We start from the raw sequence: 23,912 nt of genomic DNA on the forward strand, positions 1-23,912 counted from the left end.
TGCCCCGGCACGACCCGAGGGCGAGGACATGGCCGACATCCGTTCCCTGCACGATGCCGTCGCGGAGCTGATCCATGACGGAGACACCGTGGCGCTGGAGGGGTTCACCCACCTCATCCCGTTCGCCGCGGCGCACGAGATCATCCGTCAGGGCATCAAGGGCCTCACGCTCGCCCGGATGACCCCGGACGTGGTCTACGACCAGCTGATCGGTGCGGGCGTGGCCGCCAAGCTGGTCTTCTCCTGGGGCGGCAATCCGGGCGTCGGGTCGCTGCACCGCTTCCGGGACGCGGTCGAGAACGGCTGGCCCGCCCCGCTGGAGACCGACGAGCACAGCCACGCCGGGATGGCCAACCGCTATGCCGCGGGCGCGGCACGGCTCCCGTTCGCCGTGCTCCGCGGCTACCGCGGCAGCGACATCCCGGCCCGTACGCCCACGGTCTCCACCGTCGTCTGCCCGTTCACCGGCGAGGAACTGGCCGCCGTCGCCGCCCTCAATCCGGACGTCACGGTCATCCATGCGCAGCAGGCCGACAAGGCGGGCAACATCCAGCTGTGGGGCCTGACGGGGATACAGAAGGAGGCGGCGCTGGCCGCCCGGCGGGTGCTGGTCACCGTCGAGGAAGTCGTCGACACCCTGGAGCCCCGTCCCGGCGGCGTCGTCCTGCCCACATGGGTCGTCGACGCGGTCGCGCTCGTCCCCGGCGGCGCCCATCCGTCCTACGCGGCCGGCTATTCGGTCCGGGACAACGCCTTCTACCGGGAATGGGACGGCATTTCGCGGGACCGGGCGGCGTTCGGGCGCTGGCTCGGGGAGTGTGTGCGCCTGGAGCCTGGACAGTCAGGGAGGCCCGGGGTGTCAGGGGAGCCCGGGGTGTCCGGGAGCCCCGGGGAGGCGGAGAAGCTCGGGGAGTTGGGGGCGTGGGAGGCCGGAGAGGCGGAGAAGCTCGGGGAGTTGGGGGAGTGGGAGGCCGGAGAGGCGGAGGGAGTGGTGGCGGACCCGGCCCGGGTGCCGACGGCGGCGGCGGTCTCCGGAGCCACTGCTGTCGTGGTCGCCGCGGCCCCGTCGCCGGCGCACACCCCTGAGGCCGCTCCTGAATCCACGCCTGAGGTCACCCCTGGGGCCGTCCCTGAGGCTGTCCCTGAAGACGGCCCGGAATCCGCACCCGGGACGGCCCCGGAGTCCGCCCCCGAGTGCACCCCCGACGAGCTGATGGAGGTCAACGCCGCCCGTGCCCTGGCCGGTGCGCGGACCTGCTTCGTCGGCATCGGGCTGCCCAGTACGGCCGCCAACCTCGCCCGCCGTACGGTCAATCCGGAGCTGGTGCTGGTCTACGAGTCCGGCACCATCGGCTCCAAGCCGACCCGGCTGCCGCTGTCCATCGGGGACGGTGAGCTGGCCGACACCGCGGACTCGGTGGTCTCCGTGCCCGAGATGTTCAACTACTGGCTACAGGGCGGCCGGATCGATGTCGGCTTTCTCGGCGCCGCGCAGGTCGACCGGTTCGCCAACATCAACACCACCGTCGTCCGGCGCGGCCCCGGCAAGCCCGAAGGGCGGCTGCCCGGTGCGGGCGGCGCCCCCGAAATCGCCGCCAACTGCGGGCAAGTGCTGATGGTCCTCCGGCACAGCCGCCGCAACTTCGTCGGCGCGCTGGACTTCGTGACCACCCTCGGCCACGGCAGCGGCCCCCGGGACCGGGCGGCGCTCGGACTTCCCGGCGCCGGGCCGACCGCGGTCATCACCGACCTCGGTGTGCTGCGCCCCGACCCGCTCACCGCGGAACTCGTCCTCACCGAGCTGCACCCGGGAGTGACGGTCCAGCAGGTACGGGAGGCCACCGGCTGGGACGTCAAGGAAGCCGACCGGATCGGCGTCACCGCTCCGCCCACCGCCGCCGAACTCGCCGCCCTACGAGCCCTGAAGGACGCCTGATGCTCATCGACCGCCCGCGGGACGTCTATGTCGTCGACGCCGTCCGCACCCCCATCGGCAAATACGGCGGCATGCTGTCCGCGGCCCGCCCCGACGACCTCGCCGCGCATGTCGTCAAGGCCCTCGTGGACCGCGCGCCGGGACTGGACCCGGCCGGGATCGACGACGTATACCTCGGCAACGCCAATGGCGCGGGGGAGGAGAACCGTGATGTGGCGCGGATGGCGGTGCTGCTCGCCGGGCTGCCGGTGACCGTGCCCGGCGTCACGGTCAACCGCCTCTGCGGCTCGGGAATGGAGGCGGTGATCCAGGCCGCCAGGGCCGTGGCGCTCGGCGATGCCTCCGTGGCCGTCGCGGGCGGGGTGGAGTCGATGAGCCGCGCGCCGTGGGTACTGCCCAAGCCCGAACGGGCCTTCCCCGCGGGGCCGCAGACGCTGCACTCCACCACCCTGGGCCGGCGGCTGACCAACCCGCGGATGCCCGACGAGTGGACCGTCGCCCTCGGCGAGGGCGCGGAACTGATCGCGGACCGCTACGGCATCACCCGGGAACAGCAGGACACCTACGCGCTGGCCGGCCATGAGAAGGCAGTCCGGGCCTGGAAGGACGGCGCGTTCGACGCGGAGGTCGTGCCGTACGGGGACGGTGCCGAGGGCGCGGCCGCGGTCCGCGACGAGTGCGTCCGCGAGGACACCTCGCTCCAGGCGCTCGGAAAACTGCGGCCCGCCTTCCGCAAGGCGGGCGGAGCGAGGTGCGATTCGCCCGAACCGGAGGCCGGGGGAGGCACCGTCACCGCCGGCAACTCCTCCCCGCTGAACGACGGGGCGGCGGCGCTGCTCCTGATGGACGAACAGGGGCTGCGCGCCTCTGGGTGCGAACCGCTCGCCCGGATCCGCAGCAGTGCCGTTACGGGCATCGCACCGCAGTACTTCGGGCTCGGTCCGGTCGAGGCGGCCGGGCGGGCGCTGGAGAAGGCCGGACGCGGCTTCGAGGCGCTGCACACCGTCGAGGTGAACGAGGCGTTCGCCGCCCAGGCGCTCGGCTGCCTGGCCGGCTTGCCCGAGCTCGACCCCGCCCTCGTCAACCCGCACGGCGGCGCCATCGCCCTCGGGCATCCGCTCGGCGCCTCCGGCGCCCGGATCACGGGTGCGGTCGCCCACCGACTGGCGGCCGCCGGCTCCGGTACGGGACTGGCGACGCTCTGCATCGGCGTGGGGCAGGGGCTCGCCGTGGTGCTGGAGAGGTAACGCCCTCGCCCTCGTCCTCGCCCTCGCCCTCGCCCTCGCCCTCGTGCTCGTCCCCGCCCACGGACGCGGATGCGGACGCCTGTGTCCGTCTCCCCCCGGAGCGTGCGGGCCTCGTCCCGTCCGCCCGTCCGCCCGTCCGCCCGTCCGCCCGTCCGCCCGTCCGCCCGTCCGCCCGTCCGCCCGTCCGCCCGTCCCCGCCCCATCACCCCACCCCACCCCACCGCACCCACCCCACCGCCTGGAGACGGCCCCCATGGCTCTGCCCCCACCCACCCCACTCGGTGGCTCCCCCGACCTCGCCGCCGACCCTGCCCCTGCCGCCGGCCCTGCCCCTGCCCCAGAACCAGCACCCGCCCCTACCCCTACCCCTGCCCCCGTAGCCGCGCCCCGCCCCGCGTCCGGCGGGCCGGGGCCCGCACCCGCCGCCGCCCCGCGCCTCCCCGCCCAGGCCGACATCAGCCGCGAGATCGCCGCACTGCACGCGGCCGGCGAACGGGACCGGGCGGCGGGTGCCCCGGCACCGGAGCACCCCGCCCGGGGCTTCGCCCCCTACCGCAGCAGCGCCTTGCGCCACCCCCACCGGCCGCTGGTCGAGATCGACCACCGTGCCGACCCGGAGGCCGTGGAGCTCCGCGGCCCGGCGTTCGGCGTCATGGACCTCACCGACCTGGACGCCGATCTCACCCGGCAGCATGCCGGCGAGCCGCTCGGCGAACGCATCACCGTCAGCGGCCGCATCGTGGACCGCACCGGCCGCCCCGTGCGGGGTCAGCTCGTCGAGATCTGGCAGGCCAACGCCTCCGGCCGGTACGCCCACCAGCGCGACCAGCACCCGGCCCCGCTCGACCCCCACTTCACCGGCGTCGGCCGCTGTCTGACCGACGACGAGGGGCGCTACGCGTTCACCACCGTCAAGCCCGGCGCCTACCCGTGGCGCAACCACCAGAACGCCTGGCGCCCGGCACATATCCACTTCTCGCTCTTCGGCTCGGCGTTCACCCAGCGGCTGATCACCCAGATGTACTTCCCCGGCGACCCGCTCTTCCCTTACGACCCGATCCTCGGCTCGGTCACCGACCCCGCCGCCCGCGCCCGTCTGGTGGCCGCCTACGACCACGAACTGTCCCTCCCGGAATGGTCCTTGGGCTACCGCTGGGACATCGTCCTGGACGGCCCGTCCGCCACCTGGATCGAGGAAGGCCGCTGATGCCCCGCCCCGCCACCGGCCCCGCCACCCGTCACGACCTGCCTCACGACCCGCCTCAGGGCCTGCCCCACGCCCCGTCCGACGGGGCGTCCGACGGGGCGTCCGACGCACCATCCGTTCCATCCGTTCCATCCGTACCGTCCGTACCGCCCGTACCGCTCGCCCCGACCCCCGCCCAGACCGTCGGGCCCTTCTACGGCTACGCCCTCCCGTTCCCCGGCGGCGAGCAGATCGCACCGGCCGGCCACCCCGGCACGGTCACCGTGCACGGCTGCGTACGGGACGGTGCCGGCGCCCCGGTGCCGGACGCGCTGCTGGAGTTCTGGCAGGCGGGCCCGGACGGCAGCCTCACGGGCGCGCCCGGTTCGCTGCGCCGCGACCCGGCCACCGGCGCGGTCATCGGCCGCAACGGGGTGGACTTCACCGGGTTCGGCCGCGTACCGACCGACGCCGACGGGCACTACGTCGTCCGCACGCTGCCGGTCACCGCTCCCGCCGGGTGCCCGGACGCCGCGCCGTACCTCGCCGTGTGTCTCTTCGCCCGCGGGCTGCTCCACCACCTGTTCACCCGGGTCTACTTCCCCGAGCACACGACGGCCCACGCCGCCGACCCGCTGCTCGCGCGGCTGCCGGCGGAGCGGGCGAAGACCCTGCTCGCCCGCCCCGACGGCCCCGGCCGGTACCGTTTCGACGTCCATCTCCAGCAGGCGGAGGACGGCGCGTACGAGGAGACGGTGTTTCTTGCCTTCCGATGACATGCCCGGGGGCGCGGTGCCCCCGGCCGCCGAATTCCCTGATGACGCAGCGGAAATGGGGCTGCTGGCGCCGTCCTGGGCCGGCTCCGAGGTGGCAGCCGTCACCGGTGACGCCGGCTATCTGCGCGCCCTGCTCGACGCCGAGGTCGCGCTGACCCGGGCCCAAGCCGCCCTCGGCCTCGCACCGGAGCGGGCGGCCGCCGCCGTCACCGCCGCGGCCGCCGAGCCCCACCGCCACGACCCCCGTACCCTCGCGCGGCGCGCCCGTGCCGCGGGCAACCCGGTGGTCCCGCTCGTCGCCGACCTGACGGCCGCCGTCGCCGACCGCGACGCCGAGGCCGCCGCGTATGTCCACCGGGGCGCCACCAGCCAGGACATCCTGGACACCGCCACGATGCTGGTCTGCGCCCGAGCCCTGGACACCGTCCTGGCGGACCTCACCCGTACCGCCGACGCGCTGCGCCGCACGGCCGTCGCACACCGCGACACACCGATGGCGGGCCGCACCCTCACCCAGCACGCGGTGCCGACCACCTTCGGCCTCAAGGCCGCGGGCTGGCGCAGTCTCGTGCTCGACGCCCGGGAGCGGCTCGCGTCCGTGCGGGCCGGGCTGCCCGTGCAACTGGGCGGTGCGGCCGGAACCATGGCCGCGTTCCACGCCTACGCGGAAGCGGAGGGCGGGCCCGTGCCCGCTGCCGGCCTGGGCGGCCGGCTCCTCGCCCGCTACGCCGCCGAGACCGGACTCGCCGAACCGGCCCTGCCCTGGCACACCTTGCGCACCCCCGTCGCCGATCTCGCCGGTGCGCTCGCCTTCACCGCGGGCGCCCTCGGCAAGCTCGCCGCCGATGTCCTCACCCTCTCCCGCACGGAGCTCGGTGAGCTCTCCGAGGGCAGCGGCGGGGGATCGTCCGCGATGCCGCACAAGGCCAACCCGGTGCGTGCCACGCTGATCGCGGCCGCCGCCCGGCAGGTCCCGGGCCTGGCCGCGGTGCTGTACGGGTCCCTCGCCGCCGAGGACGAACGCCCGGCCGGTGCCTGGCACGCCGAATGGCAGCCGCTGCGGGAGGCCCTGCGGCTGGTCGGCGGCGCGGCCAGGGACGCCGCCGAACTCACCGCGGAACTGCGGGTCCACCCGCACCGCATGCGGCAGAATCTCGACGCGACCGGCGGTCTGGTCGTCACCGAACGCCTCGTCGCGGCCCTCACCGCCCTGACCGGCCGCGACGAGGCCCGCCGCATCATGGACACGGCAGCCCGGCGCACCACGCAGGAGGGCATCGAACTGGCAGCGGCGCTGCACGACGCGCTGAAGGCCGCCCGCCGGGACAAAGGCGGGGCGCCCACCGCGGCGTCGGAGGGCCCCGCTCCGTCCGACACCCCGGCCCCCTCACCGGTCACCCCGGCCCCCTCATCCGACACTCCGGCCCCCTCGCCGGACACCCCGGCCCCCTCATCCGACACTCCGGCCCCCTCGCCGGACACCCCGGCCCCCTCACCCCGCGTTTCACCCTTCCCCGCCGCCCGTCTGCATCAACTGCTGGACCCCACCGACTACTTGGGGTCCGCCGGTGCCTTCGTGGACCGCGCGCTGGCACGCACCGAGAACGACCCGCAGGAGCCCGTATGACCCACCCGCCCGCCGCCCCGCTCATGCACCACACCGTGGACGGGCCCGAAGACGCCCCGCCGCTCCTCCTGGGCCCCTCGCTCGGCGCCTCGCTGGCCGTCTGGGATCCTCAACTCCCCGCTCTGGCACGGCAGTACCGCGTCGTGCGCTGGGATCTCCCCGGCCACGGCGGCACCCCCACCGACGTCCTGGTCCCCGCACCGACCCCGACGACCACCGTCCCCGAGCTGGCCCGGCTGGTCCTCGATCTCGCCGACTCCCTCGGCATCGGCCGTTTCGCCTATGCCGGGATCTCGCTCGGCGGTGCCGTCGGGGCCTGGCTCGCCGCCCATCACCCCGAGCGGATCGCCTCGCTCGCCCTGGTCTGCTCCGCCGCACGGTTCGGGGAGCCGGCGGGCTGGCGGGAGCGGGCCGCGCTCGTACGGGAAGCGGGGCTCGGGCCGGTTGCCGAGACGACCGCGAGCCGCTGGTTCACCCCGGCCTTCGCCCACTCCCCGGAAGCCACGGCGATGATCGACACGCTGCGCGACAGCGTCGCACCCGCGGGCTACGCGGCCTGCTGCGACGCCCTCGCCGCCTACGACCTGCGCGGCGACCTGGCCCGGATCACCGCCCCCACGCTCGTGGTCGCGGGCCGGGCCGACCCGGCCACCCCGCCCGCCAGCGCCCGTGAACTCACCGACGGCATCCCGGACGCGACCCTGGTCGAACTCTCCGCCGCCGCTCATCTCGCCGGCGTCGAACGCCCGGCCCCGGTACTGGCCGCCCTCCTCGGCCATCTCGCGGCGCACCCCGACGACGGCCCGGTGGCCCGGGCCCCCGGCGTCCCCGCCTCGGACGACCGTTCCCGGCACGCGGCGGGTACGGCGGTACGCCGGGCCGTCCTCGGCGACGCGCACGTGGACAGCTCCCTGGCCCGTACCAGCGCCCTCACCGAGGTCTTCCAGGACTTCCTCACCCGCTACGCCTGGGGCGAGATCTGGACCCGCCCCGGGCTGTCCCGCCGGACGCGCAGCTGCATCACCCTCACCGCGCTGGTGGCCGGCGGCCACCACGACGAACTGGCGATGCATCTGCAAGCCGCCCTCCGCAACGGCCTCACCCCGCAGGAGATCCAGGAGGTCCTCCTCCAGTCGGCCGTCTACTGCGGCGTCCCGGCCGCCAACGCCGCCTTCGCCCTCGCCGACCGCATCCTCGCCGCCCACCTCGCCGACCCGGCACCGCACCGCGCGGAAGGAACCGAGAAGTGACCCACACCCGCCACACCACGGTCGGCATCATCGGCGGCGGCCCGGCGGGGCTGCTGCTCGCCCGGCTGCTGCACCGGTCCGGGGTCGACTGTGTCGTCCTGGAGAGCCGGGACCGCAGCTATGCCGAGCAGCGGCAGCGCGCGGGAATGCTGGAACAGGGCACCGTCGACGTCCTGCGCGCCTGCGGGGCGGGGGAGCGGATGGACCGTGAGGGGCTGGTCCACGACGGGATCGAGCTGCGCTACGACCGGCGCGCCCACCGTATCGACTTCCCGGCGCTGACCGGCGGACGGCGGGTGACGGTCTACGCCCAGACGGAAGTGGTCAAGGACCTGATCGCCCTCCAGCTCGACGACGGGGCGCCGCTGCTGTTCGGCGCACAGGCGCGGGAGGTGACGGGGGCGGACACCGACCGTCCCGGTATCCGCTACCTCCACGAGGGCCGCGAGCAGACCCTGACCTGTGACTACGTCGTCGGCTGCGACGGCTTCCACGGCGTGACCCGGCAGGCGATACCGGAGCGCGCACGCCGCACTTACGAGCGCAGCTACCCGTACTCCTGGCTCGGTGTGCTCGCCGCCGCCCCGCCCTCCTCCGACGAGCTGATCTACGCTCACTCCGAGCGGGGCTTCGCGCTGTTCAGCATGCGGACGCCGACCGTCAGCCGGCTCTACCTCCAGGTCCCCAACGGCACCGACCCGGCGCACTGGCCCGACGACCGCATCTGGGACGAACTGGAGGCGCGGGCCGCGATCGACGCCCCCTGGAAACTGGAGCGCGGGCCGCTCACCGCCAAGGCCGTGCTGCCCATGCGGAGTTCGGTCACCGAACCGATGCGGTACGGGCGGGTGCTGCTGGCGGGCGATGCGGCGCACATCGTGCCGCCCACCGGAGCCAAGGGCCTCAACCTCGCCGTCGCCGATGTCACCGTCCTGGCCCGTGCCCTCGCCCAGCGGCACCACACCGGTTCGACGGAGCTGCTCGACGCCTACTCCGACACCTGTCTGCGCCGGGTCTGGCGCGCCGAACACTTCTCGTCCTTCATGACGACGACCCTGCACACCGGCCCGGACCAGTGCCCGTTCGAGACCCGGTTGCAGCTCTCCCAGCTCGACCGGATCGCCACCTCCCCGCATGCCGCCGCGGAGCTGGCGGAGAACTACACGGGGCTGCCACTGGAGTGAGGCCCGTTCACCGGCCGTGCCGGTACCGGACCAGCAGCATCGCCGCATCGTCGTGCAGCGGCCCCTCGACATGCTCGACCAGGTCCTCGCGCACCGAGCGCAGTGCGGTCTCCGGGTCCGGGTCCTTGAGCAGCGCGGCGCGCTCGTCGAGGGGGTAGAAGCGGCCCATGGCGTCACGGGCCTCGGTGACCCCGTCGGTGTAGAAGAGCAGCTGGTCGCCGGGCGTGAACGGCACCTCGTAGGGGACCGGCGCGCCCGCTTCATGGAGGCTGAGGCCGAGCGGGAGGGCGCGCTCGGGCGGTTCGGCGAAGGCCACCGAGCCGGTGGGGCGGACTACCAGCGGCGCCGGATGGCCGAAGTTCAGCAGGGTGGCGTCCGGACCGTCACCGATCTCGGCGAGCACCGCCGTGACGAACCGTTCGCCGGACAGATGGCGGTTCAGCGCCCGCTCCACCCGCTCCCCGACGGCCGGCAGATCCGGTTCGTCGTGCGCCGCCTCCCGGAAGGCACCCAGCACCACCGCCGCGCTCTCCACGGCCTCCAGGCCCTTGCCCTGCACATCGCCGACGATGATCCGCACCCCGGCCGGCGAGGTCACCACCTCGTACAGATCGCCGCCTATCCGGGCCTTTGCCACCGCCGAGGTGTACGAGACCGCGATCCGCAGCGGGCCCGCGCTGCGCGGCACCGGGCGCAGCAGGACCCGCTGGGCGACCTCCGCGATGGAGCGGACGCTGGCCAGCTCCGCCTCGCGCCGCTGCCGCATCACCGCGGCGACCACCCCGGCCGCGGTCACCCCCGCCACCGACAACAGCGCGGTCAGCCCGCGCCGGCTTTCGAACAGACCGTTGTAGACGCCCAGACCGAGGCAGAGCACGAACGCCGTCATGCCGACCACGGCGGTCCGCCGCCAGCCGCCGACCAGCCCGGCGAAGGCCGGCCCCAGCGACACCAGGGGCAGGAACCCGACCTCCGGGCCCGCGGTGAGGTCGACCGTGGTGACCACGGCCATGACCGCGTACGGGAGCGCGGGCAGCACACGGGAGCCGGTGCGCTGCTCCCCGTTCTCCACGGACAAGGTGTTCTCCGACGGTGTCAGGTGAAGTGATCGGGTAAGGCCGGGTAGGGCCGGACAAGGGGGCCGTCGGCCGTCGGAGTGTCCGAAAGCAGCCCCCGGGCCCCCGACCTGAGCATATGCAACTTATGCCGTATCGAAATACCTCGAATGCGCGCTGTTACCGAATCGCAGTGGCCCGAACGGACCGAAGGCGCCCGTCGTGACGGGCCGCGGATCTTACGGACCCATGACACGGCGGCTCGGGCGCGGGCCGGAACGCCCGGCCCCGCTTAGCGTGACGGGCATGCGTGTACTGGTCACCGGCGGCGCCGGGTTCATCGGATCGCAGGTCGTCGAGGCGCTCCTGGCGCGCGGGCACGAGCCCGTCGTGCTCGATGCGCTGCTGCCCTCGGCGCACCCCGAGCCCCCGCCCCCGCGCCCGGGGGAGCGGCGCATCATCGCCGACGTACGGGACCGGGCGGCCGTCGACGCGGCCCTGCGGGGCGTGCACGCGGTCTGCCACCAGGCGGCGATGGTGGGCCTCGGCAAGGACTTCGCCGACGCGCCCGACTATGTGGGCTGCAACGATCTGGGCACGGCGGTGCTGCTGGCCGCGATGGCCGCGGCCGGGGTGCGCGAGCTGGTGCTCGCCGGGTCGATGGTGGTCTACGGGGAGGGGCGCTACACGTGCCCCCGTCACGGGGTGGTGCGGCCCGGCCCGCGGGCGGTGGCCGACCTCGACGCCGGACGGTTCGAGCCGCGCTGCCCGGACTGCGGTGCGGAGTTGCGGCCGGGGCTGGTCGGCGAGGACGCGCCCACCGATCCGCGCAACGTCTATGCCGCCACCAAGCTCACCCAGGAGCATCTGGCCGCCTCCTGGGCGCGCGCCACCGGCGGCCGGGCCGTCGCGCTGCGCTACCACAACGTCTACGGGCCCGGGATGCCGCGCGACACCCCGTACGCGGGGGTGGCCTCGTTCTTCCGCTCGGCGCTGGCCCGCGGTCAGTCGCCGACGGTCTACGAGGACGGCGGCCAGCGGCGGGACTTCGTCCATGTACGCGATGTCGCCACGGCCAACACGGTGGCCCTGGAAGCCCTCCCGGACCGGGCGGCGGGCACCCTGACCGCGTACAACACGGGCAGCGGAGCGCCGCACACGGTCGGCGAGATGGCGCGGACCCTGGCCGCGGCGTGCGGCGGGCCGGCACCCGTGGTGACGGGGGAGTACCGGCTCGGCGACGTACGGCACATCACCGCGTCGTCGCGGCGGATCGCCGCGGAACTCGGCTGGCAGGCGGCGACCGGGTTCGCGGAGGGGATGCGGGAGTTCGCCCGGGAGGGGATGAGGGCGGCGCCGGCGGGGTGACCCACGACGCCGCCTGCCCTCCGGCACCCGCGTGCCACTGGAACCTGAACACACCTCCCCTCGTCCGCTTCTGATGCATAGGTGACGACGTGACCCACTCCTCGCCCCCCACCCCCCGAACCGCCCCCGTGGATGTCGTACTGCCCTGCCTCGACGAGGCCGCCGCGCTGCCCTGGGTGCTGGCCCGCATCCCGGCCGGCTGGCGGGCGATCGTCGTGGACAACGGCTCCACCGACGGCTCGGCCGAGATCGCCCGCGGCCTGGGCGCCACCGTGGTGCACGAACCCCGCCGCGGCTTCGGCGCCGCCTGCCACACCGGACTGCTGGCCGCCGACGCCGACATCGTCTGCTTCTGCGACTGCGACGCCTCCCTGGACCCCGCGCTGCTCATCCCGTTCGTCCGCGCCGTCCGCGACGGCCACAGCGATCTGGTGCTGGGCCGCCGCCGCCCCCAAGGACGCGGTGCCTGGCCGCCGCACGCCCGGCTGGGCAACCTCGCGCTGGCCCGGATGCTGCGCCGGCGCACCGGGCTGCGGCTGCACGACCTCGGCCCGCTGCGCGCCGCCCGGCGTACCGAACTGCTCGGCCTCGGCCTCACCGACCGCCGCAGCGGCTACCCCCTGCAAATGGTCGTCCGGGCCGCCGACGCGGGCTGGCGCGTCGAGGAACGCGAGGTGCCCTACCGGCCGCGCACCGGCCGTTCCAAGGTCACCGGCACCTGGCGCGGCACCTGGCACGCGGTACGCGATATGCGCACCGTCCTCCACCAGCCGCCGCTCGCCACCCGCCCGCAGGAGACGGCCCGATGACCGAGCCCGCAGACCGGTCCGAGCGTCCCGCGCATCCCGACCGTCTCGACCGTCCCGGGCCGACGACGGTCCTGGTCATCGCCAAGGAACCGGTGCCCGGCCGGGTCAAGACCCGCCTCACCCCGCCCTACACCCCCCACGAGGCCGCCCAGTTGGCCGAGGCCGCGCTGCACGACACCCTCCAGGCCGTACGCGCCATGCCCGCCCGGCGGCGGGTGGTCGTCCTCGACGGCCGCCCGGGGAACTGGCTGCCGGCCGGCTTCGACGTCCGGCAGCAGTGCGACGGCGGCCTCGACGAGCGGCTCGCCGCGGCCTTCGCCGGCAACGCGGGCCCGACCCTGCTCATCGGTATGGACACCCCTCAGGTCACCCCTCAACTCCTCGCCCCCGCACTGGACTTCGGTGCCTGGGACGACTGTGACGCCTGGTTCGGCCCGGCCGAGGACGGCGGATTCTGGGCGCTCGGCCTCGCCGCCCCCGACCCCCGGCTGCTGCGCGGCGTCCCGATGTCCACCGCCCGCACCGGCGCCGCCCAGCGCGCCCGGCTGACCGCCGCCGGGCTGCGGGTGCGGGACCTGCCGCCGCTGCGCGATGTCGACACCGCGGACGACGCGGAGCGGGTCGCGGCCGCGGCACCCGCCGGACGGTTCGCCGCCACCCTCGCCCGGCTGACCCCGGTCACCGGACGATGAGCACCGCCCTGCCGCCCACGGCACCACCCGACCGCCACGACGCCGTCACCTGGGGCGCCGACCCCTACGCCGACGCGCTCCGCAGCGGCCGCGGCCCCCTCTTCCTGCGCCGCAGCGACGGCTGGCTGCTGCCGCTGGAGGTCGAGCGCTGGTGCGCCGGCGCGGACACCGCCGATCTGTCGGCGCTGCGCCGCTGCGAGGGCGCCGTCCTCGACATCGGCTGCGGCCCCGGCCGGCTGGTCGCCGCGCTCGCCGCGCAGGGCCGGCGGGCCCTCGGCATCGACGTCAGCGCCGCCGCGGTGGCCCGCACCGCCGCAACCGGTGGCTCCGCCCTGCACCGCTCGGTCTTCGACTCCCTCCCGCACGAGGGGGGTTGGGACACCGCACTGCTCCTCGACGGCAACATCGGCATCGGCGGCGACCCGTGCGCGCTGCTCGCCCGCAGCGCTGAACTGGTCAGCCGCCAGGGCCTGTTGATCGTGGAGACCACCCCTGAGGATGTCGATGAACGCGTCCAGGTCCGGGTCGAGCGCGGATACCACCCCCGCACCGGCACCCAGCGCGCACCGGGTGCCCCGTTCCCCTGGGCCCGGGTCGGCGCCCCCGCCCTGCTGCGCCACGCGGCCACCGCCGGCTGGACACCCGTCGAGCAATGGACCGTCACGGACCAGACCGACCGGATACCGGGCGCCGAACGCTGCTTCGTCTCACTGCGCGGCCGAGCGCGCCCTACGTGCTGAGGCCGTGCTCTTGGGCGAGGCCGCTGATCGTCCGGGCCATCGAGACGTCTCGTTCGGTGATCCGGTCGTCGGCATCGTGAGTGGTGAGGGCGAACGTCATGGTGTTGTACAAGATCGTGATGTGGGCGTGGTGGTTCGCTGCGTCTTCGGCCGGGGCCACGGCGGCGTAGAACGACGGCAACCGGTCTCGCTTTCCCTTGTACGAGGCCGTCAGCGCACCCCCCTTCACCGTCCAGCCGGGCAGTTCGGTCAGAGCAGAGGCGATGCGCTGGTCTGTCAGCGGCTCCAAGGCCACAGTGGTTCTCCTTCGGTGAGATCTTCGGGCGGCGATGGCTTGATGGAGTTCTTGGCCGGTTCCGGTGGTGACCCGGGGCTGCATTGCGGCACGCAGAACCGTTCCCGGGTACCTGCGTGAGTAGTCATCGTTGAACAGACGGTGGAGGCACGGCACCAGCGAGTTCTGACGGAACGATGACGCCCCCGCCGCCGAACCCCCGTTGCCGTCCGCCGGCGCCTAGCGTGTCGCCGTGACCTCCCGAACGACTCCCCGGCCGTCCTCCCGCGCGGGCTCCCGAGGGCGTGCCGTGCGCCGACTCGATCTGGCGGCCGCCGCGGCCGGTGCCCTCCTCGTCATCGTTGCCGCGGTCGTCGGTACCGTCATCGAGCGCGCCGACGGCAGCCTGCATGTCAACTGGCCGCCGCTGTACGCCTCGTGGTTCCCGCACCTGGGGCCCGGCACCCCGGCCGCGCTCGTGGTCGCCGTCGTGGTGATCGTTCACGGGCCGTCCCTCGCGGCCCGGTTGCCCTGGCGCCGTCTCGTCCTGGCGGGCTGGGCCGCCGCCATGGCCTGGACGGGCGCGCTGGCGCTGATAGACGGCTGGCGGACCGGTATCGCCGGCCGGCTCACCACCGCGTACGAGTACCTGACCGTCATCCGCCGCTTCGACGACGTCGGGCCGGCGCTGCGCGGCTTCACCCAGCACATCCTCGACAACGCGCCGGATCACTGGCCCGCCCATGTCGCCGGGCATCCCCCGGCCGCCGTGCTGACCTTCGTCGGCCTGGACCGCATCGGTCTGGGCGGTGGCGGCTGGGCCGGCATCTGGTGCATCACCGTCGGCACCTCCGCCGTGGCCGCGGTCCTCATCACGCTGCGCGCCCTCACCGACGAGCCGACCGCCCGCCGGGCCGCCCCGTTCCTCGTACTGGCCCCGGCCGCCGTCTGGGTCGGCACCTCGGCGGACGGCTACTTCGCGGCCGTCGCCGCCTGGTCCCTGGCGCTCCTCGCCCTCGCCGCCACCCGCCGCACCCTCCATCCGGCCGCCGCCGCTCTGGCCGGCGGCCTCCTCTTCGGTCTGACCTGCTATCTCTCCTACGGCCTCACCCTGATCGCGCTGATCGCCACCGCGATACTGCTGCTCACCCGCACCATGCGCCCGCTGCCCCTCGTGGCGGCCGGGGCGGCGGTGGTCGCGGCCGGCTTCACCCTCGCCGGATTCTCCTGGTGGGAGGGCTACCACCTGCTGGTCGAGCGCTACTACCAGGGCGCCGCGGCGGTCCGCCCGTACGCCTACTGGGTGTGGGGCAATCTCGCCTGCACCGTCCTGATCACCGGCCTGGCGGCGGTGGCAGGTCTGCGCCGCGTTCTCGTGGCGGCCCCCACCGCCCTGCGAGGGCTCCGCCCCTCCGCCGGGCGGCTGCGCGCCCCCTCCGACCGGCTGGCCGCCCTCGTCCTGGCCGTGCTGCTCGCCCTGCTGGTGGCCGACCTCTCCGGGATGAGCAAGGCGGAGACCGAACGCATCTGGCTGCCGTTCGCCGTCTGGCTGCCGGCGGCCTGCGCCTTGCTGCCCCCGGCCCGGCGGCGCCCCTGGCTCACGGCCCAGGCGGTGTTGGCGCTGCTGGTCAACCACCTTTTGTACACCGGGTGGTGATGGGGTGTCAGGAGACGGAAAGGGGTCAGGCGAGGTAGGGGCGGGTCGAGTTCACCCGGCCGGGGCGCAGGATCCGGATCGGTCCGAGATTGCAGGACGGGCAGTCGGAGAGGGTCAGCGGAGAGGGGACACGGGCGCCGCGGGCGAAGTAGTCGGCGCGTCGGTGGCCGGCCAGATCCGTGGTGTGCCGGATCTCGTACTCCTCTTCCCAGCCGTGTCCGCAGTGCAGACAGACGAATGCATAGGCCTCGTGGACCGTCTCGGTGTCCCGTTCCATGGTCATCACGCCCTCTCGGGCCCGCCGCGGTCGCGCCGGGCCGGATGCATGCCGCACTCCCCATTATTGCGCTCGGCAACGCGGTTCGCGGGGGCAGATTTCCGCGCCGCCGAGGACCTTTCGCGGGGCCCGCCACCAGGCACGATGCCCTCACCGGGTATAAAGGCGCCATGGGGCAGCACGACGCGCACGGCGCACCGCGGCCGGCCGGGGCGGCCGCGCCCGGCGAGGACCTCGATCACGACGTCGAGGAGGTCATCGCCGCCTTGCTGACCGCCTCCCGGCTGCTGGTCGGGATCTCCGCCCGGGCGCTGGGACGCCTGGCGCCCTCCCTCACCCTTCCCCAGCTGCGGGCCCTGGTGGTGCTGGACGGCCAGGGCCCGGTCAAGCTCGCCGCACTGGCCGGCGCGCTGAACGTCAACCCGTCCACCGCGATGCGGATGGTCGACCGGCTGGAGGCGGCCGGCAGCGTCACCCGGCAGGCCCGCCCCGACAACCGTCGCGAGGTCGTACTGAGCCTGACGGACGAGGGCCGCCGCCTCGTCGGGCGGGTGCTGGCCGACCGGCACACGGAGATCGCCGAGATCGTGGCCCGGCTGCCGGACGCCCGGCGTGCCGGGCTCATCGACTCGCTGCGCGCCCTCACCGACGCGGCCGGTGAGCCTCCCGTGGCCCCGCGACCGGCACCGCCGCCCGAATCGGCCGCTCCCTGAGGAGGCCGGGACCTCAGCCCCGACCTCAGCCCCGGGTTTCCTCCAACGCCCGGTACACCGCCGTGATCAGCCCGCGGTTGCGCGGGTCGTCGCCCGTCGTGCCACCGCCGTACTTGTTCATGGTGTACGCGTAGGAAAGCCGGTTCTCCGGATCCGCGAAGGCATGGGAGCCGCCCGCGCCACCGTGGCCGAACGCCCCCGGGTTGGGTCCTGCCTGGCCCTGGTGGTTGAGCATGTAGCCGAGGCCCCAGCGGTGTTCGTGGCCCGCAGGGGCGAGCGCGTCGATCGTCAGATCGCGCTCGCCCGGCAGGCTCTGCGAGCGGCGCATCGCCTCCAGGGTGCCGGGCCCGACGAGCCTGCCGCCCGCCAGCGCGCCGTACACGGTCGCCAGTCCGTGGGCGCTGGCGTGGGCGTTCCCCGCCGGGATCTCCGCCGACCGGTAGGCGGCGCTGTTGACGTCGCCGGTGGGGATGGAGGTCAGCGCCAGCATCACCACGGCGAGCGGATGGTCGGAGAGCGACCGGAACGGTGGCGCGGGTGCGCCGGGGAACTGCTCGGCGATCCGCGCCTCGTTCAGCTGCCCGACCATGTCGGCGCAGCGGGCGTGCTCCTCGGCGGGGGTGCCGATGTACACCGCGGCGTCCAGCGGCCCGGTGATCTCGTTGCGCAGGAACGTGCCGAGGGACTGCCCGGTGATCCGCCGTACGACCTCGCCCACCAGATATCCGAAGGTCACCGCGTGATAGCCCTGCGCGGTGCCCGGCTCCCACCAGGGCGGGGTCGCCGCCAGGGTGGCGCACACCCGGTCCCAGTCGTAGGCGTGCCCCGCGGGGAGCGGCTCACGGGGCGCGATCAGACCGGCGCGGTGGCTGAGCAGCCAGCGCACGGGTATGTCCTGCTTGCCGGCCTGCGCGAACTCGGGCCAGTACCGGGCGACCGGCGCATCGAGGTCCAACTCGCCCCGGTCCACGAGCAGGTGGGCACACAGCGCGGTCATCCCCTTGGACGTCGAGTAGACATTCACGAGGGTGTCGCGCTGCCAGGCGCGGGTCCCGGCGGCGTCCGCGTGGCCGCCCCACAGGTCGACCACCGCCTCGCCGTCCACGGTCACCGTGACCGCCGCGCCGATATCGCCGTGCTCGCTGAAGTTCCGCTCGAACGCTTTCCGCACGCCGGCGAAACCCGGTGCGCAGTGGCCGTCGACGGTGGCTGGTCCCACGGTGGCTCTCCTCGCGTCGTCCGTGTGCGGTCATGGGCGTACTTCCGTACTTCCATACGTGCGTACGGTGTCCGTACGGGATGATCCGTCCCGGTCGATGCCCGTGGCAACCATGTGAGTCCGGACGGCTCAGTGCCGCGTGTCCGGATTCCGCCCCCGCCGCCCGGGGCACCTCCACCGCCGCCCACCCCGGCCCCCGCCCCGGCTCCCACACCGCCTCCCGCCCCGATTCCCACCCCATTTCCTCCGCCGGCCGATGAATCGGCGCCCCGGACGCGGTCTGTCCCACCGGCCCCACCGACCACACCACTGGAGGACACCATGTCTGCAGCCGCCCCCGCCGCCCCCGCCACCGTCCAGCCGGTGATCGTCACCCCCGACCTCGGCCGCCTGAAGGCCTTCTACGGCGGACCGGTCGGCGCCGAGGAGTTCACCCGGGTGCCCGAGGAGGGCCCGGTCTCCTTCGTCGGACCGCGGATCGACGGCTCGGAGCTGGGCATCGTGGCCGACGAGAGCGTCCCGACCGGTACCCCGACCCGGATCCTCCTGAGCATCGTGGTCGAGGACGTCGACGCCCTCCTGAACCGGGTCGCACCGCTCGGCGGCAAGGTGCTCGGCCCGGCCCACGACACGCCCTGGGGCCGGCGGGCCGCCCATGTCCAGGACCCGGACGGCAACGCGGTGAACCTCACCCAGCCGGTCCGACGGCGCGGCCGCCCGAGCGCCGGTTCCGGGCGCCGTTCACCTCATCCGGGCGGGCCTCCGGTCGCACACCCCGGTCCGCGGGGCGAGCCTGGAAGCGTTCGGCTCCCGGAGGACGGCGGCTAAGGAAGGTCCCACAGTGAACAGTGCGAAACAGGTGCCGGCGACGGAACATGTATCGGCCGAGGTGGTGGTGGAGCTGGAGAGCTGCGCGACACAGGACGCCCATGCGGTCTTCAGCGCGCTGCGCACCTCCTTCAGCTCCGACCGGGCCGCGGACGACGTACCCGAAGAGGTGGCCGGGCCGGGCTCGACCGTTTGGACCTCCACCTTCGACGTGAGCGAGCGCAAGGCCACGGCCGAGCCCCGCCGGCTGACCGCGCCGGTCCTGGTCAGCCTCCAGGGCGGCTACTGGGCGGTCGACGAGCTGTGCAAGGGCCTGGAGTCCGCGTTCGCGGTGCACATCCTCGGCACGGCGGCCGGCGACCAGGAGAAGGAGGTCGAGCTGCGGCTGGAGACCCGTTAGCGGGTCGGCCCCGAGGGGCGGGGAAGGCACGGGCGTGGCGCATGACGAAGCCCCGCCGAGCGGCAGCCGCACCCGCGGCCCGGAACGAAAGGCATGAGCGAGTGGAGTCCACCCATCATCCGGCGGGCACCGACGGCGCGTCGCCGGCGGCCGGTCAGCGTTCCGAGCTGGTCCTGCACATCAACGCGCAAGCGCACCGGCTGACCCTGGACCACCGCACCACGCTCCTGGACGCGCTCCGCGAACACCTCGGTCTCACCGGCGCCAAGAAGGGCTGCGACCACGGCCAGTGCGGCGCGTGCACCGTGCTCGTCGACGGACGGCGTGCCAACAGCTGTCTGCTGCTGGCCGTGGCCCAGGGCGGGCGGCGGATCACCACGGTCGAGGGCCTGGCCGACGGGGAGCGGCTGCACCCGCTCCAGGAGGCCTTCCTGGAGCGGGACGCCTTCCAGTGCGGCTACTGCACCCCGGGCCAGCTGTGTTCGGTCGTCGGGATGCTGGCCGAGGCCGCGGACGGCTTCCCGTCGCATGTCACCCCGCCCACCGCCGCCTCCGGGACGCCCGTCACGCTCACCGACGACGAGATCCGCGAGCGGATGAGCGGAAATCTGTGCCGCTGCGGCGCCTATCCGCGGATCGTCGAAGCCGTCCGGGAGGCCGGTGCCGCAGCCGGTACGGACATGTGGCCGGACGGCCGTCCGCCGGGGCAGGGGGTGGCGTCGTGAAGCCGTTCGGGTATGTCCAGGTGGCGAGCGTCGAGGAGGCCCTTCGGGCCGTGGCCGGGCAGCCCGGCGCCCGCTTTCTCGGCGGCGGTACCAACCTCGTCGACCTGATGAAGCTGGGCGTGGAGAGCCCGGAGCTGCTCGTCGACGTCACCCGGCTGCCGCTGGACCGCGTCGAGGAGCTGCCGGACGGGGGACTGCGGATCGGGGCGATGGTCCGCAACAGCGATCTCGCCGCGGCCGTCCCCGTACGCGACCGCTACCCCGTCGTGTCGCAGGCGCTGCTGGCCGGCGCCTCGGGGCAGCTGCGGAACACCGCGACCACCGGCGGCAATCTGCTCCAGCGCACCCGCTGCCTGTACTTCCAGGACACCGCCAAACCCTGCAACAAGCGCGCCCCGGGCACCGGCTGCCCGGCCCGCGAGGGCGCCCACCGCGACCTCGCCGTACTGGGCCACTCCGAGCACTGCGTCGCCACCCAGCCGTCGGACCTGGCGGTGGCGCTGGCCGCCGTCGACGCCACCGTTCATCTGCGCGGACCCGACGGCGAACGCAGCGTCCCGGTGACCGACTTCCACCGGCTGCCCGGCGACCGCCCCGACCAGGACACCGTGATCCGGCCCGGCGAACTGCTCACCGCCCTCACCCTGCCCCCCGCGGCACCCGGCGCACGCTCGCGCTACCGCAAGGCCCGCGACCGTGCCTCGTACGCCTTCGCCCTGGTCTCCGTCGCCGCCGTGCTGGAGGTACGGGACGGTGTCGTACAGCGGGCGGCGCTGGCGTTCGGCGGGCTCGCGCACCGGCCGTGGCGCGCCCGCGCGGCCGAAGAAGTGCTGCACGGCGCGCCCGCCACCGAGGACACCTTCGCCCGCGCCGCCGACGCCGAACTCGCCGCGGCCCGCCCGCTGCGCGACAACGGCTTCAAGGTCCCGCTCGCCCGCAGCCTGGCCGTCGGTGTGCTGGCCGGCCTGGCGGACCCGGCCACCGACGGCTGACGAACCCACCCACAGGAGGAAGCCCCGCGCAGCCCCTGTCCCCGCCCCCGACCGAAGGACGCGCGCCATGAGCCCCGCCCCGTTCCCGCTCGGCCCGCCCCCCTACCCCCTGGGCGCCCCGCTCGTCCGCCGGGAAGGCCGTGAGAAGGTCACCGGCACCGCCCGTTACGCGGCCGAACACACCCCGCCGGGCTGCGCCTACGCCTGGCCGGTGCCCGCGACCGTCGCCCGGGGACGGGTCACCGCCGTGGACACCACGGCGGCGCTGGGCCTGCCGGGAGTGTGCGCGGTGCTGACCCATGAGAACGCGCTCCGCCTCGGGGACGCCGACGACCCGACGCTGTCCCTGCTCCAGGACGACCGGGTGCCGCACCGCGGCTGGTATGTCGCCCTGGCCGTGGCCGAGAGCCTCGAAGCCGCCCGCGCCGCCGCCGACGCCGTCCGCGTCAGCTATGCGCCCGAGCCGCACGACGTCCTGCTGACCACCGGTCATCCGCGGATGTACGAGCCCGAGACGGCCAACGGCGGCTATCCGGGGACCCGGGAACGCGGCGACTTCGAGAAGGCGTTCGCCGCCGCGCCGTTCACCGTCGACGCCACGTACACCGTGCCGCCGCTGCACAATCACCCGATGGAGCCGCATGCCTCCACCGCCCGGTGGACCGACGGCCATCTGACCGTCCACGACTCCAGCCAGGGGGCCACCAAGGTCTGTGCGGACCTCGCCGCACTGTTCCGGCTCGACACCAGCGAGGTGACCGTCGTCTCCGAGCACGTCGGCGGCGGCTTCGGCTCCAAGGGGACGCCCCGCCCCCAGGTCGTCCTGGCCGCGATGGCCGCCCACCACACGGGGCGCCCGGTCAAACTCTCCCTGCCGCGCCGCGAGATGCCCGCGGCCGTCGGCCATCGCGCACCCACCGTCCAGCGGGTGCGCCTCGGCGCGGGCGCCGACGGTGTCCTCACCGCCGTTGCGCACGAGGCCGCCACGCACACCTCCACCGTCAAGGAGTTCGTCGAGCAGGCCGCGGTCCCGGCACGCGTCATGTACACCTCGCCGAACAGCCGCACCGTGCACCGGGTCGTCCCGCTCGACGTACCGACCCCCTCGTGGATGCGCGCACCGGGCGAGGCCCCCGGGATGTACGCCCTGGAGTCGGCCATGGACGAACTCGCCGTCGCCCTGGACATCGACCCCGTCGACCTGCGGATCCGCAATGAACCGGACACCGAGCCGGACAGCGACCGCGCCTTCAGCAGCCGTCACCTCGTCGGCTGTCTGCGGGAGGGGGCGGAGCGCTTCGGCTGGCAGTCGCGGGACCCCCGCCCGGCCGTGCGCCGCCAGGGCGATCTGCTGCTGGGCACCGGCGTCGCCGCCGCCACCTACCCCGTCCTGATCGCCCCCTCCTCCGCCGAGGCGCACGCCGCCGCCGACGGCAGCTACCGCATCCGGATCAACGCCACCGACATCGGCACCGGCGCCCGGACCGTCCTCGCCCAGGTCGCCGCCGCCGCGCTGGCCGTGCCGGAGGAACTGATCCGGATCGAGATCGGCAGCAGCGACCTGCCGCCCGCGATGCTGGCCGGCGGTTCCGCGGGCACCGCCTCCTGGGGCTGGGCGGTCCACCGGGCCGGTACGGAGCTGAGGGCGCGGCTGCGGGACCACGTCGGACCGCTCCCGGCCGACGGGCTGACGGCCGCCGCGGACACCCGGCAGGAGCTCGCCGCGGGGTCCCCGTACGCCCGGCATTCGTTCGGCGCCACCTTCGCCGAGGTCCAGGTCGACACCGTCACCGGAGAGGTCCGGGTACGCCGGCTGCTGGGCGTCTACGCGGCCGGACGCATCCTCAACTCCCGTACGGCGCGCTCCCAGTTCATCGGGGGCATGACCATGGGCCTGGGGATGGCCCTCATGGAGGGGAGCGGACTGGACCCCGTGTTCGGCGACTTCGCCGAACGCGATCTGGCCTCGTATCACGTACCGGCCTGCGCCGACGTCCCGCAGATCGAGGCGTACTGGCTCGACGAGGAGGACCCCCACCTCAACCCCATGGGCAGCAAGGGCATCGGGGAGATCGGCATCGTCGGCACCGCCGCGGCCCTCACCAACGCCGTACGGCACGCCACCGGCGTCCGGCTGCGCGACCTCCCGCTCACTCCGGACAAGGTCCTCTCACGGCTGCGGACCGGTCCGGACGGGGCCGGGCCGGGGGACTTCGGCGGCCCGTGATCTGTTGCGGAACCCGCACCGCGGAGTCACCATGACAAACGACCCATACGTGATAAATGCTCACTCTTCGTGTTTCGGGGTTCGTTGGTCCAACGAGGTGAAGGGCGTGAGCCTCGCGGTGAGGAGCCACGACATGACACTTCCCAGCGACCGGCACTACACGGTCGAACTGCATGCTTCGGCGGAGCGTGTGCCGCAGATCCGGCGAATTCTGGCCGCGCACCTGCGGTACTGGGATCTTGAGCTGCATATCCCGCCCGTATGCCGGGGAGTGGCGGAACTCCTGACCAATGTCCATCGCCATATCGGCCCGGACGCCCGGTGCGTCGTCGAACTCCGCTGGACCGGCCGTCACCTCACGGCCTCCGTCGCGGACGACGGACCACGGCTGCCGAAGCTGCTCAGCGCCGCCGGCGGCGGGCTCTCCAGAGTGGCGGCGGTCAGCGACAGCTGGGGCACCTGTGGCACCCCGGACGGCAAGGTCATCTGGTTCACCCGCCGGGTCGAGGCGACCCACAAGACCCCGCTGACGAGTCGTACACCGCTGCGCAGCGTGCCCGACGCGAAGGGCCAGCCCGCGGTGCCGCCGCCCGTACCGGTCGAGCCGCTCGTCGAGCCCGCGCCCGAGGCCGCCGTGGCCGCCGCCGAGGCCGCTCCGGCGGCGTCGTCCGCGGTGTCGCTCGTCTGAACACAGCGCCGGGGGGCGCCCGCGTGGCGTCCCGGCGGCCCG

23 protein-coding genes and 1 pseudogene are annotated in these 23,912 nt (G+C 74.3%); 20 read left to right on the forward strand and 4 right to left on the reverse strand.

Going from position 1 to position 23,912, the window contains the following annotated elements; all coding sequences use genetic code 11:
- Positions 1-28: 28 nt before the first annotated feature.
- From K7C20_RS28885 to K7C20_RS28920, 8 genes and pseudogenes are all read left to right on the forward strand, one after another.
- Positions 29-826: pseudogene (locus tag K7C20_RS28885) on the forward strand (CoA transferase subunit A); the annotation flags it as partial.
- 387 nt (positions 827-1,213) lie between these two features.
- Positions 1,214-1,936, forward strand: coding sequence for a 3-oxoadipate--succinyl-CoA transferase (locus K7C20_RS28890; protein ID WP_048828729.1), 723 nt, complete (start codon positions 1,214-1,216; stop codon positions 1,934-1,936).
- Positions 1,936-3,183, forward strand: coding sequence for a thiolase family protein (locus K7C20_RS28895; protein ID WP_053210334.1), 1,248 nt, complete (start codon positions 1,936-1,938; stop codon positions 3,181-3,183). Before K7C20_RS28890 ends, K7C20_RS28895 begins: the two co-directional genes overlap by 1 nt.
- A 253-nt stretch (positions 3,184-3,436) precedes the next feature.
- Positions 3,437-4,390, forward strand: a complete 954-nt coding sequence (gene pcaH / locus K7C20_RS28900; RefSeq protein ID WP_246655317.1) for a protocatechuate 3,4-dioxygenase subunit beta — start codon at positions 3,437-3,439, stop codon at positions 4,388-4,390.
- Positions 4,390-5,145 (forward strand): protocatechuate 3,4-dioxygenase subunit alpha, encoded by a 756-nt coding sequence (gene pcaG, locus K7C20_RS28905; RefSeq protein WP_078953083.1) that lies wholly within the window; start codon positions 4,390-4,392, stop codon positions 5,143-5,145. The genes pcaH and pcaG overlap by 1 nt, the downstream gene beginning before the upstream one ends.
- A 55-nt stretch (positions 5,146-5,200) precedes the next feature.
- Positions 5,201-6,772, forward strand: coding sequence for a 3-carboxy-cis,cis-muconate cycloisomerase (gene pcaB / locus K7C20_RS28910; protein ID WP_222892725.1), 1,572 nt, complete (start codon positions 5,201-5,203; stop codon positions 6,770-6,772).
- Complete coding sequence (pcaDC, locus tag K7C20_RS28915) at positions 6,769-8,022, forward strand: bifunctional 3-oxoadipate enol-lactonase/4-carboxymuconolactone decarboxylase PcaDC (protein ID WP_053208796.1); 1,254 nt, start codon at positions 6,769-6,771, stop codon at positions 8,020-8,022. The genes pcaB and pcaDC overlap by 4 nt, the downstream gene beginning before the upstream one ends.
- On the forward strand, positions 8,019-9,206 hold the full coding sequence (locus K7C20_RS28920; protein WP_030088655.1) for a 4-hydroxybenzoate 3-monooxygenase: 1,188 nt from the start codon (positions 8,019-8,021) through the stop codon (positions 9,204-9,206). Before pcaDC ends, K7C20_RS28920 begins: the two co-directional genes overlap by 4 nt.
- Positions 9,207-9,213: 7 nt before the next feature.
- On the opposite strand, the gene K7C20_RS28925 is transcribed toward K7C20_RS28920, so the two are convergent.
- Positions 9,214-10,218 (reverse strand): PP2C family protein-serine/threonine phosphatase, encoded by a 1,005-nt coding sequence (locus K7C20_RS28925; RefSeq protein ID WP_048830333.1) that lies wholly within the window; start codon positions 10,216-10,218, stop codon positions 9,214-9,216.
- A 349-nt stretch (positions 10,219-10,567) separates the two neighbouring features.
- On the opposite strand from K7C20_RS28925, the gene K7C20_RS28930 reads away from it, so the two are divergent.
- The 4 genes from K7C20_RS28930 to K7C20_RS28945 all read left to right on the forward strand — a co-directional run bounded on the left by K7C20_RS28930 (position 10,568) and on the right by K7C20_RS28945 (position 13,870).
- The gene (locus tag K7C20_RS28930) at positions 10,568-11,629 is read left to right on the forward strand and encodes an NAD-dependent epimerase/dehydratase family protein (RefSeq protein ID WP_030088651.1); all 1,062 of its coding nucleotides are present in this window, start codon (positions 10,568-10,570) and stop codon (positions 11,627-11,629) included.
- 89 nt (positions 11,630-11,718) lie between these two features.
- Entirely contained in the window at positions 11,719-12,438 is a 720-nt protein-coding gene (locus K7C20_RS28935; RefSeq protein WP_048830329.1) for a glycosyltransferase family 2 protein, read from the forward strand.
- Complete coding sequence (locus K7C20_RS28940) at positions 12,435-13,130, forward strand: TIGR04282 family arsenosugar biosynthesis glycosyltransferase (protein WP_053208795.1); 696 nt, start codon at positions 12,435-12,437, stop codon at positions 13,128-13,130. The genes K7C20_RS28935 and K7C20_RS28940 overlap by 4 nt, the downstream gene beginning before the upstream one ends.
- Positions 13,127-13,870, forward strand: coding sequence for a methyltransferase domain-containing protein (locus K7C20_RS28945; RefSeq protein ID WP_048830328.1), 744 nt, complete (start codon positions 13,127-13,129; stop codon positions 13,868-13,870). Before K7C20_RS28940 ends, K7C20_RS28945 begins: the two co-directional genes overlap by 4 nt.
- Here the strand turns inward: K7C20_RS28945 and K7C20_RS28950 are convergent.
- Complete coding sequence (locus tag K7C20_RS28950; protein ID WP_030088641.1) at positions 13,860-14,165, reverse strand: 4a-hydroxytetrahydrobiopterin dehydratase; 306 nt, start codon at positions 14,163-14,165, stop codon at positions 13,860-13,862. The genes K7C20_RS28945 and K7C20_RS28950 overlap by 11 nt on opposite strands.
- Before the next feature lie 232 nt (positions 14,166-14,397).
- On the opposite strand from K7C20_RS28950, the gene K7C20_RS28955 reads away from it, so the two are divergent.
- The gene (locus K7C20_RS28955; RefSeq protein ID WP_053208794.1) at positions 14,398-15,801 is read left to right on the forward strand and encodes a hypothetical protein; all 1,404 of its coding nucleotides are present in this window, start codon (positions 14,398-14,400) and stop codon (positions 15,799-15,801) included.
- A 25-nt stretch (positions 15,802-15,826) separates the two neighbouring features.
- On the opposite strand, the gene K7C20_RS28960 is transcribed toward K7C20_RS28955, so the two are convergent.
- Positions 15,827-16,084 carry a hypothetical protein gene (locus tag K7C20_RS28960; RefSeq protein ID WP_030088638.1) on the reverse strand — a complete coding sequence of 86 codons (258 nt, stop codon included), beginning with the start codon at positions 16,082-16,084 and terminating at the stop codon, positions 15,827-15,829.
- Between the two features lie 164 nt (positions 16,085-16,248).
- Here K7C20_RS28960 and K7C20_RS28965 point away from each other — a divergent pair, with 164 nt between their 5' ends.
- Positions 16,249-16,791 (forward strand): MarR family winged helix-turn-helix transcriptional regulator, encoded by a 543-nt coding sequence (locus K7C20_RS28965; RefSeq protein ID WP_030088637.1) that lies wholly within the window; start codon positions 16,249-16,251, stop codon positions 16,789-16,791.
- Between the two features lie 25 nt (positions 16,792-16,816).
- On the opposite strand, the gene K7C20_RS28970 is transcribed toward K7C20_RS28965, so the two are convergent.
- Positions 16,817-18,010 carry a serine hydrolase domain-containing protein gene (locus tag K7C20_RS28970; protein WP_030088636.1) on the reverse strand — a complete coding sequence of 398 codons (1,194 nt, stop codon included), beginning with the start codon at positions 18,008-18,010 and terminating at the stop codon, positions 16,817-16,819.
- Between the two features lie 321 nt (positions 18,011-18,331).
- On the opposite strand from K7C20_RS28970, the gene K7C20_RS28975 reads away from it, so the two are divergent.
- The 6 genes from K7C20_RS28975 to K7C20_RS29000 all read left to right on the forward strand — a co-directional run bounded on the left by K7C20_RS28975 (position 18,332) and on the right by K7C20_RS29000 (position 23,870).
- Complete coding sequence (locus tag K7C20_RS28975; RefSeq protein ID WP_078953037.1) at positions 18,332-18,838, forward strand: VOC family protein; 507 nt, start codon at positions 18,332-18,334, stop codon at positions 18,836-18,838.
- A 13-nt stretch (positions 18,839-18,851) separates the two neighbouring features.
- Entirely contained in the window at positions 18,852-19,238 is a 387-nt protein-coding gene (locus tag K7C20_RS28980; protein WP_048830327.1) for a hypothetical protein, read from the forward strand.
- Positions 19,239-19,339: 101 nt separating this feature from the next.
- Positions 19,340-19,963, forward strand: a complete 624-nt coding sequence (locus tag K7C20_RS28985) for a (2Fe-2S)-binding protein (protein ID WP_048830326.1) — start codon at positions 19,340-19,342, stop codon at positions 19,961-19,963.
- On the forward strand, positions 19,960-20,955 hold the full coding sequence (locus K7C20_RS28990) for an FAD binding domain-containing protein (RefSeq protein WP_053208916.1): 996 nt from the start codon (positions 19,960-19,962) through the stop codon (positions 20,953-20,955). Before K7C20_RS28985 ends, K7C20_RS28990 begins: the two co-directional genes overlap by 4 nt.
- Positions 20,956-21,022: 67 nt before the next feature.
- Entirely contained in the window at positions 21,023-23,182 is a 2,160-nt protein-coding gene (locus K7C20_RS28995; RefSeq protein WP_030088626.1) for a xanthine dehydrogenase family protein molybdopterin-binding subunit, read from the forward strand.
- 133 nt (positions 23,183-23,315) lie between these two features.
- Positions 23,316-23,870 carry an ATP-binding protein gene (locus K7C20_RS29000; RefSeq protein WP_053208915.1) on the forward strand — a complete coding sequence of 185 codons (555 nt, stop codon included), beginning with the start codon at positions 23,316-23,318 and terminating at the stop codon, positions 23,868-23,870.
- The last annotated feature ends 42 nt before the right edge of the window (positions 23,871-23,912 follow it).

It is taken from the genome of Streptomyces decoyicus, assembly GCF_019880305.1.
Taxonomy (GTDB): Bacteria; Actinomycetota; Actinomycetes; order Streptomycetales; family Streptomycetaceae; genus Streptomyces; species Streptomyces decoyicus.

Coding starts and splice junctions, on each gene's coding strand:
- K7C20_RS28995 (WP_030088626.1), top strand. CDS start 21,023: ATGAGCCCCGCCCCGTTCCCGCTCGGCCCGCCCCCCTACCCCCTGGGC.
- K7C20_RS28965 (WP_030088637.1), top strand. CDS start 16,249: ATGGGGCAGCACGACGCGCACGGCGCACCGCGGCCGGCCGGGGCGGCC.
- K7C20_RS28975 (WP_078953037.1), top strand. CDS start 18,332: ATGTCTGCAGCCGCCCCCGCCGCCCCCGCCACCGTCCAGCCGGTGATC.
- pcaG (WP_078953083.1), top strand. CDS start 4,390: ATGCCCCGCCCCGCCACCGGCCCCGCCACCCGTCACGACCTGCCTCAC.
- pcaH (WP_246655317.1), top strand. CDS start 3,437: ATGGCTCTGCCCCCACCCACCCCACTCGGTGGCTCCCCCGACCTCGCC.
- K7C20_RS28895 (WP_053210334.1), top strand. CDS start 1,936: ATGCTCATCGACCGCCCGCGGGACGTCTATGTCGTCGACGCCGTCCGC.
- K7C20_RS29000 (WP_053208915.1), top strand. CDS start 23,316: ATGACACTTCCCAGCGACCGGCACTACACGGTCGAACTGCATGCTTCG.
- K7C20_RS28925 (WP_048830333.1), bottom strand. CDS start 10,218: ATGGCCGTGGTCACCACGGTCGACCTCACCGCGGGCCCGGAGGTCGGG.
- K7C20_RS28890 (WP_048828729.1), top strand. CDS start 1,214: ATGGAGGTCAACGCCGCCCGTGCCCTGGCCGGTGCGCGGACCTGCTTC.
- pcaDC (WP_053208796.1), top strand. CDS start 6,769: ATGACCCACCCGCCCGCCGCCCCGCTCATGCACCACACCGTGGACGGG.
- K7C20_RS28930 (WP_030088651.1), top strand. CDS start 10,568: ATGCGTGTACTGGTCACCGGCGGCGCCGGGTTCATCGGATCGCAGGTC.
- pcaB (WP_222892725.1), top strand. CDS start 5,201: ATGGGGCTGCTGGCGCCGTCCTGGGCCGGCTCCGAGGTGGCAGCCGTC.
- K7C20_RS28960 (WP_030088638.1), bottom strand. CDS start 16,084: ATGACCATGGAACGGGACACCGAGACGGTCCACGAGGCCTATGCATTC.
- K7C20_RS28945 (WP_048830328.1), top strand. CDS start 13,127: ATGAGCACCGCCCTGCCGCCCACGGCACCACCCGACCGCCACGACGCC.
- K7C20_RS28940 (WP_053208795.1), top strand. CDS start 12,435: ATGACCGAGCCCGCAGACCGGTCCGAGCGTCCCGCGCATCCCGACCGT.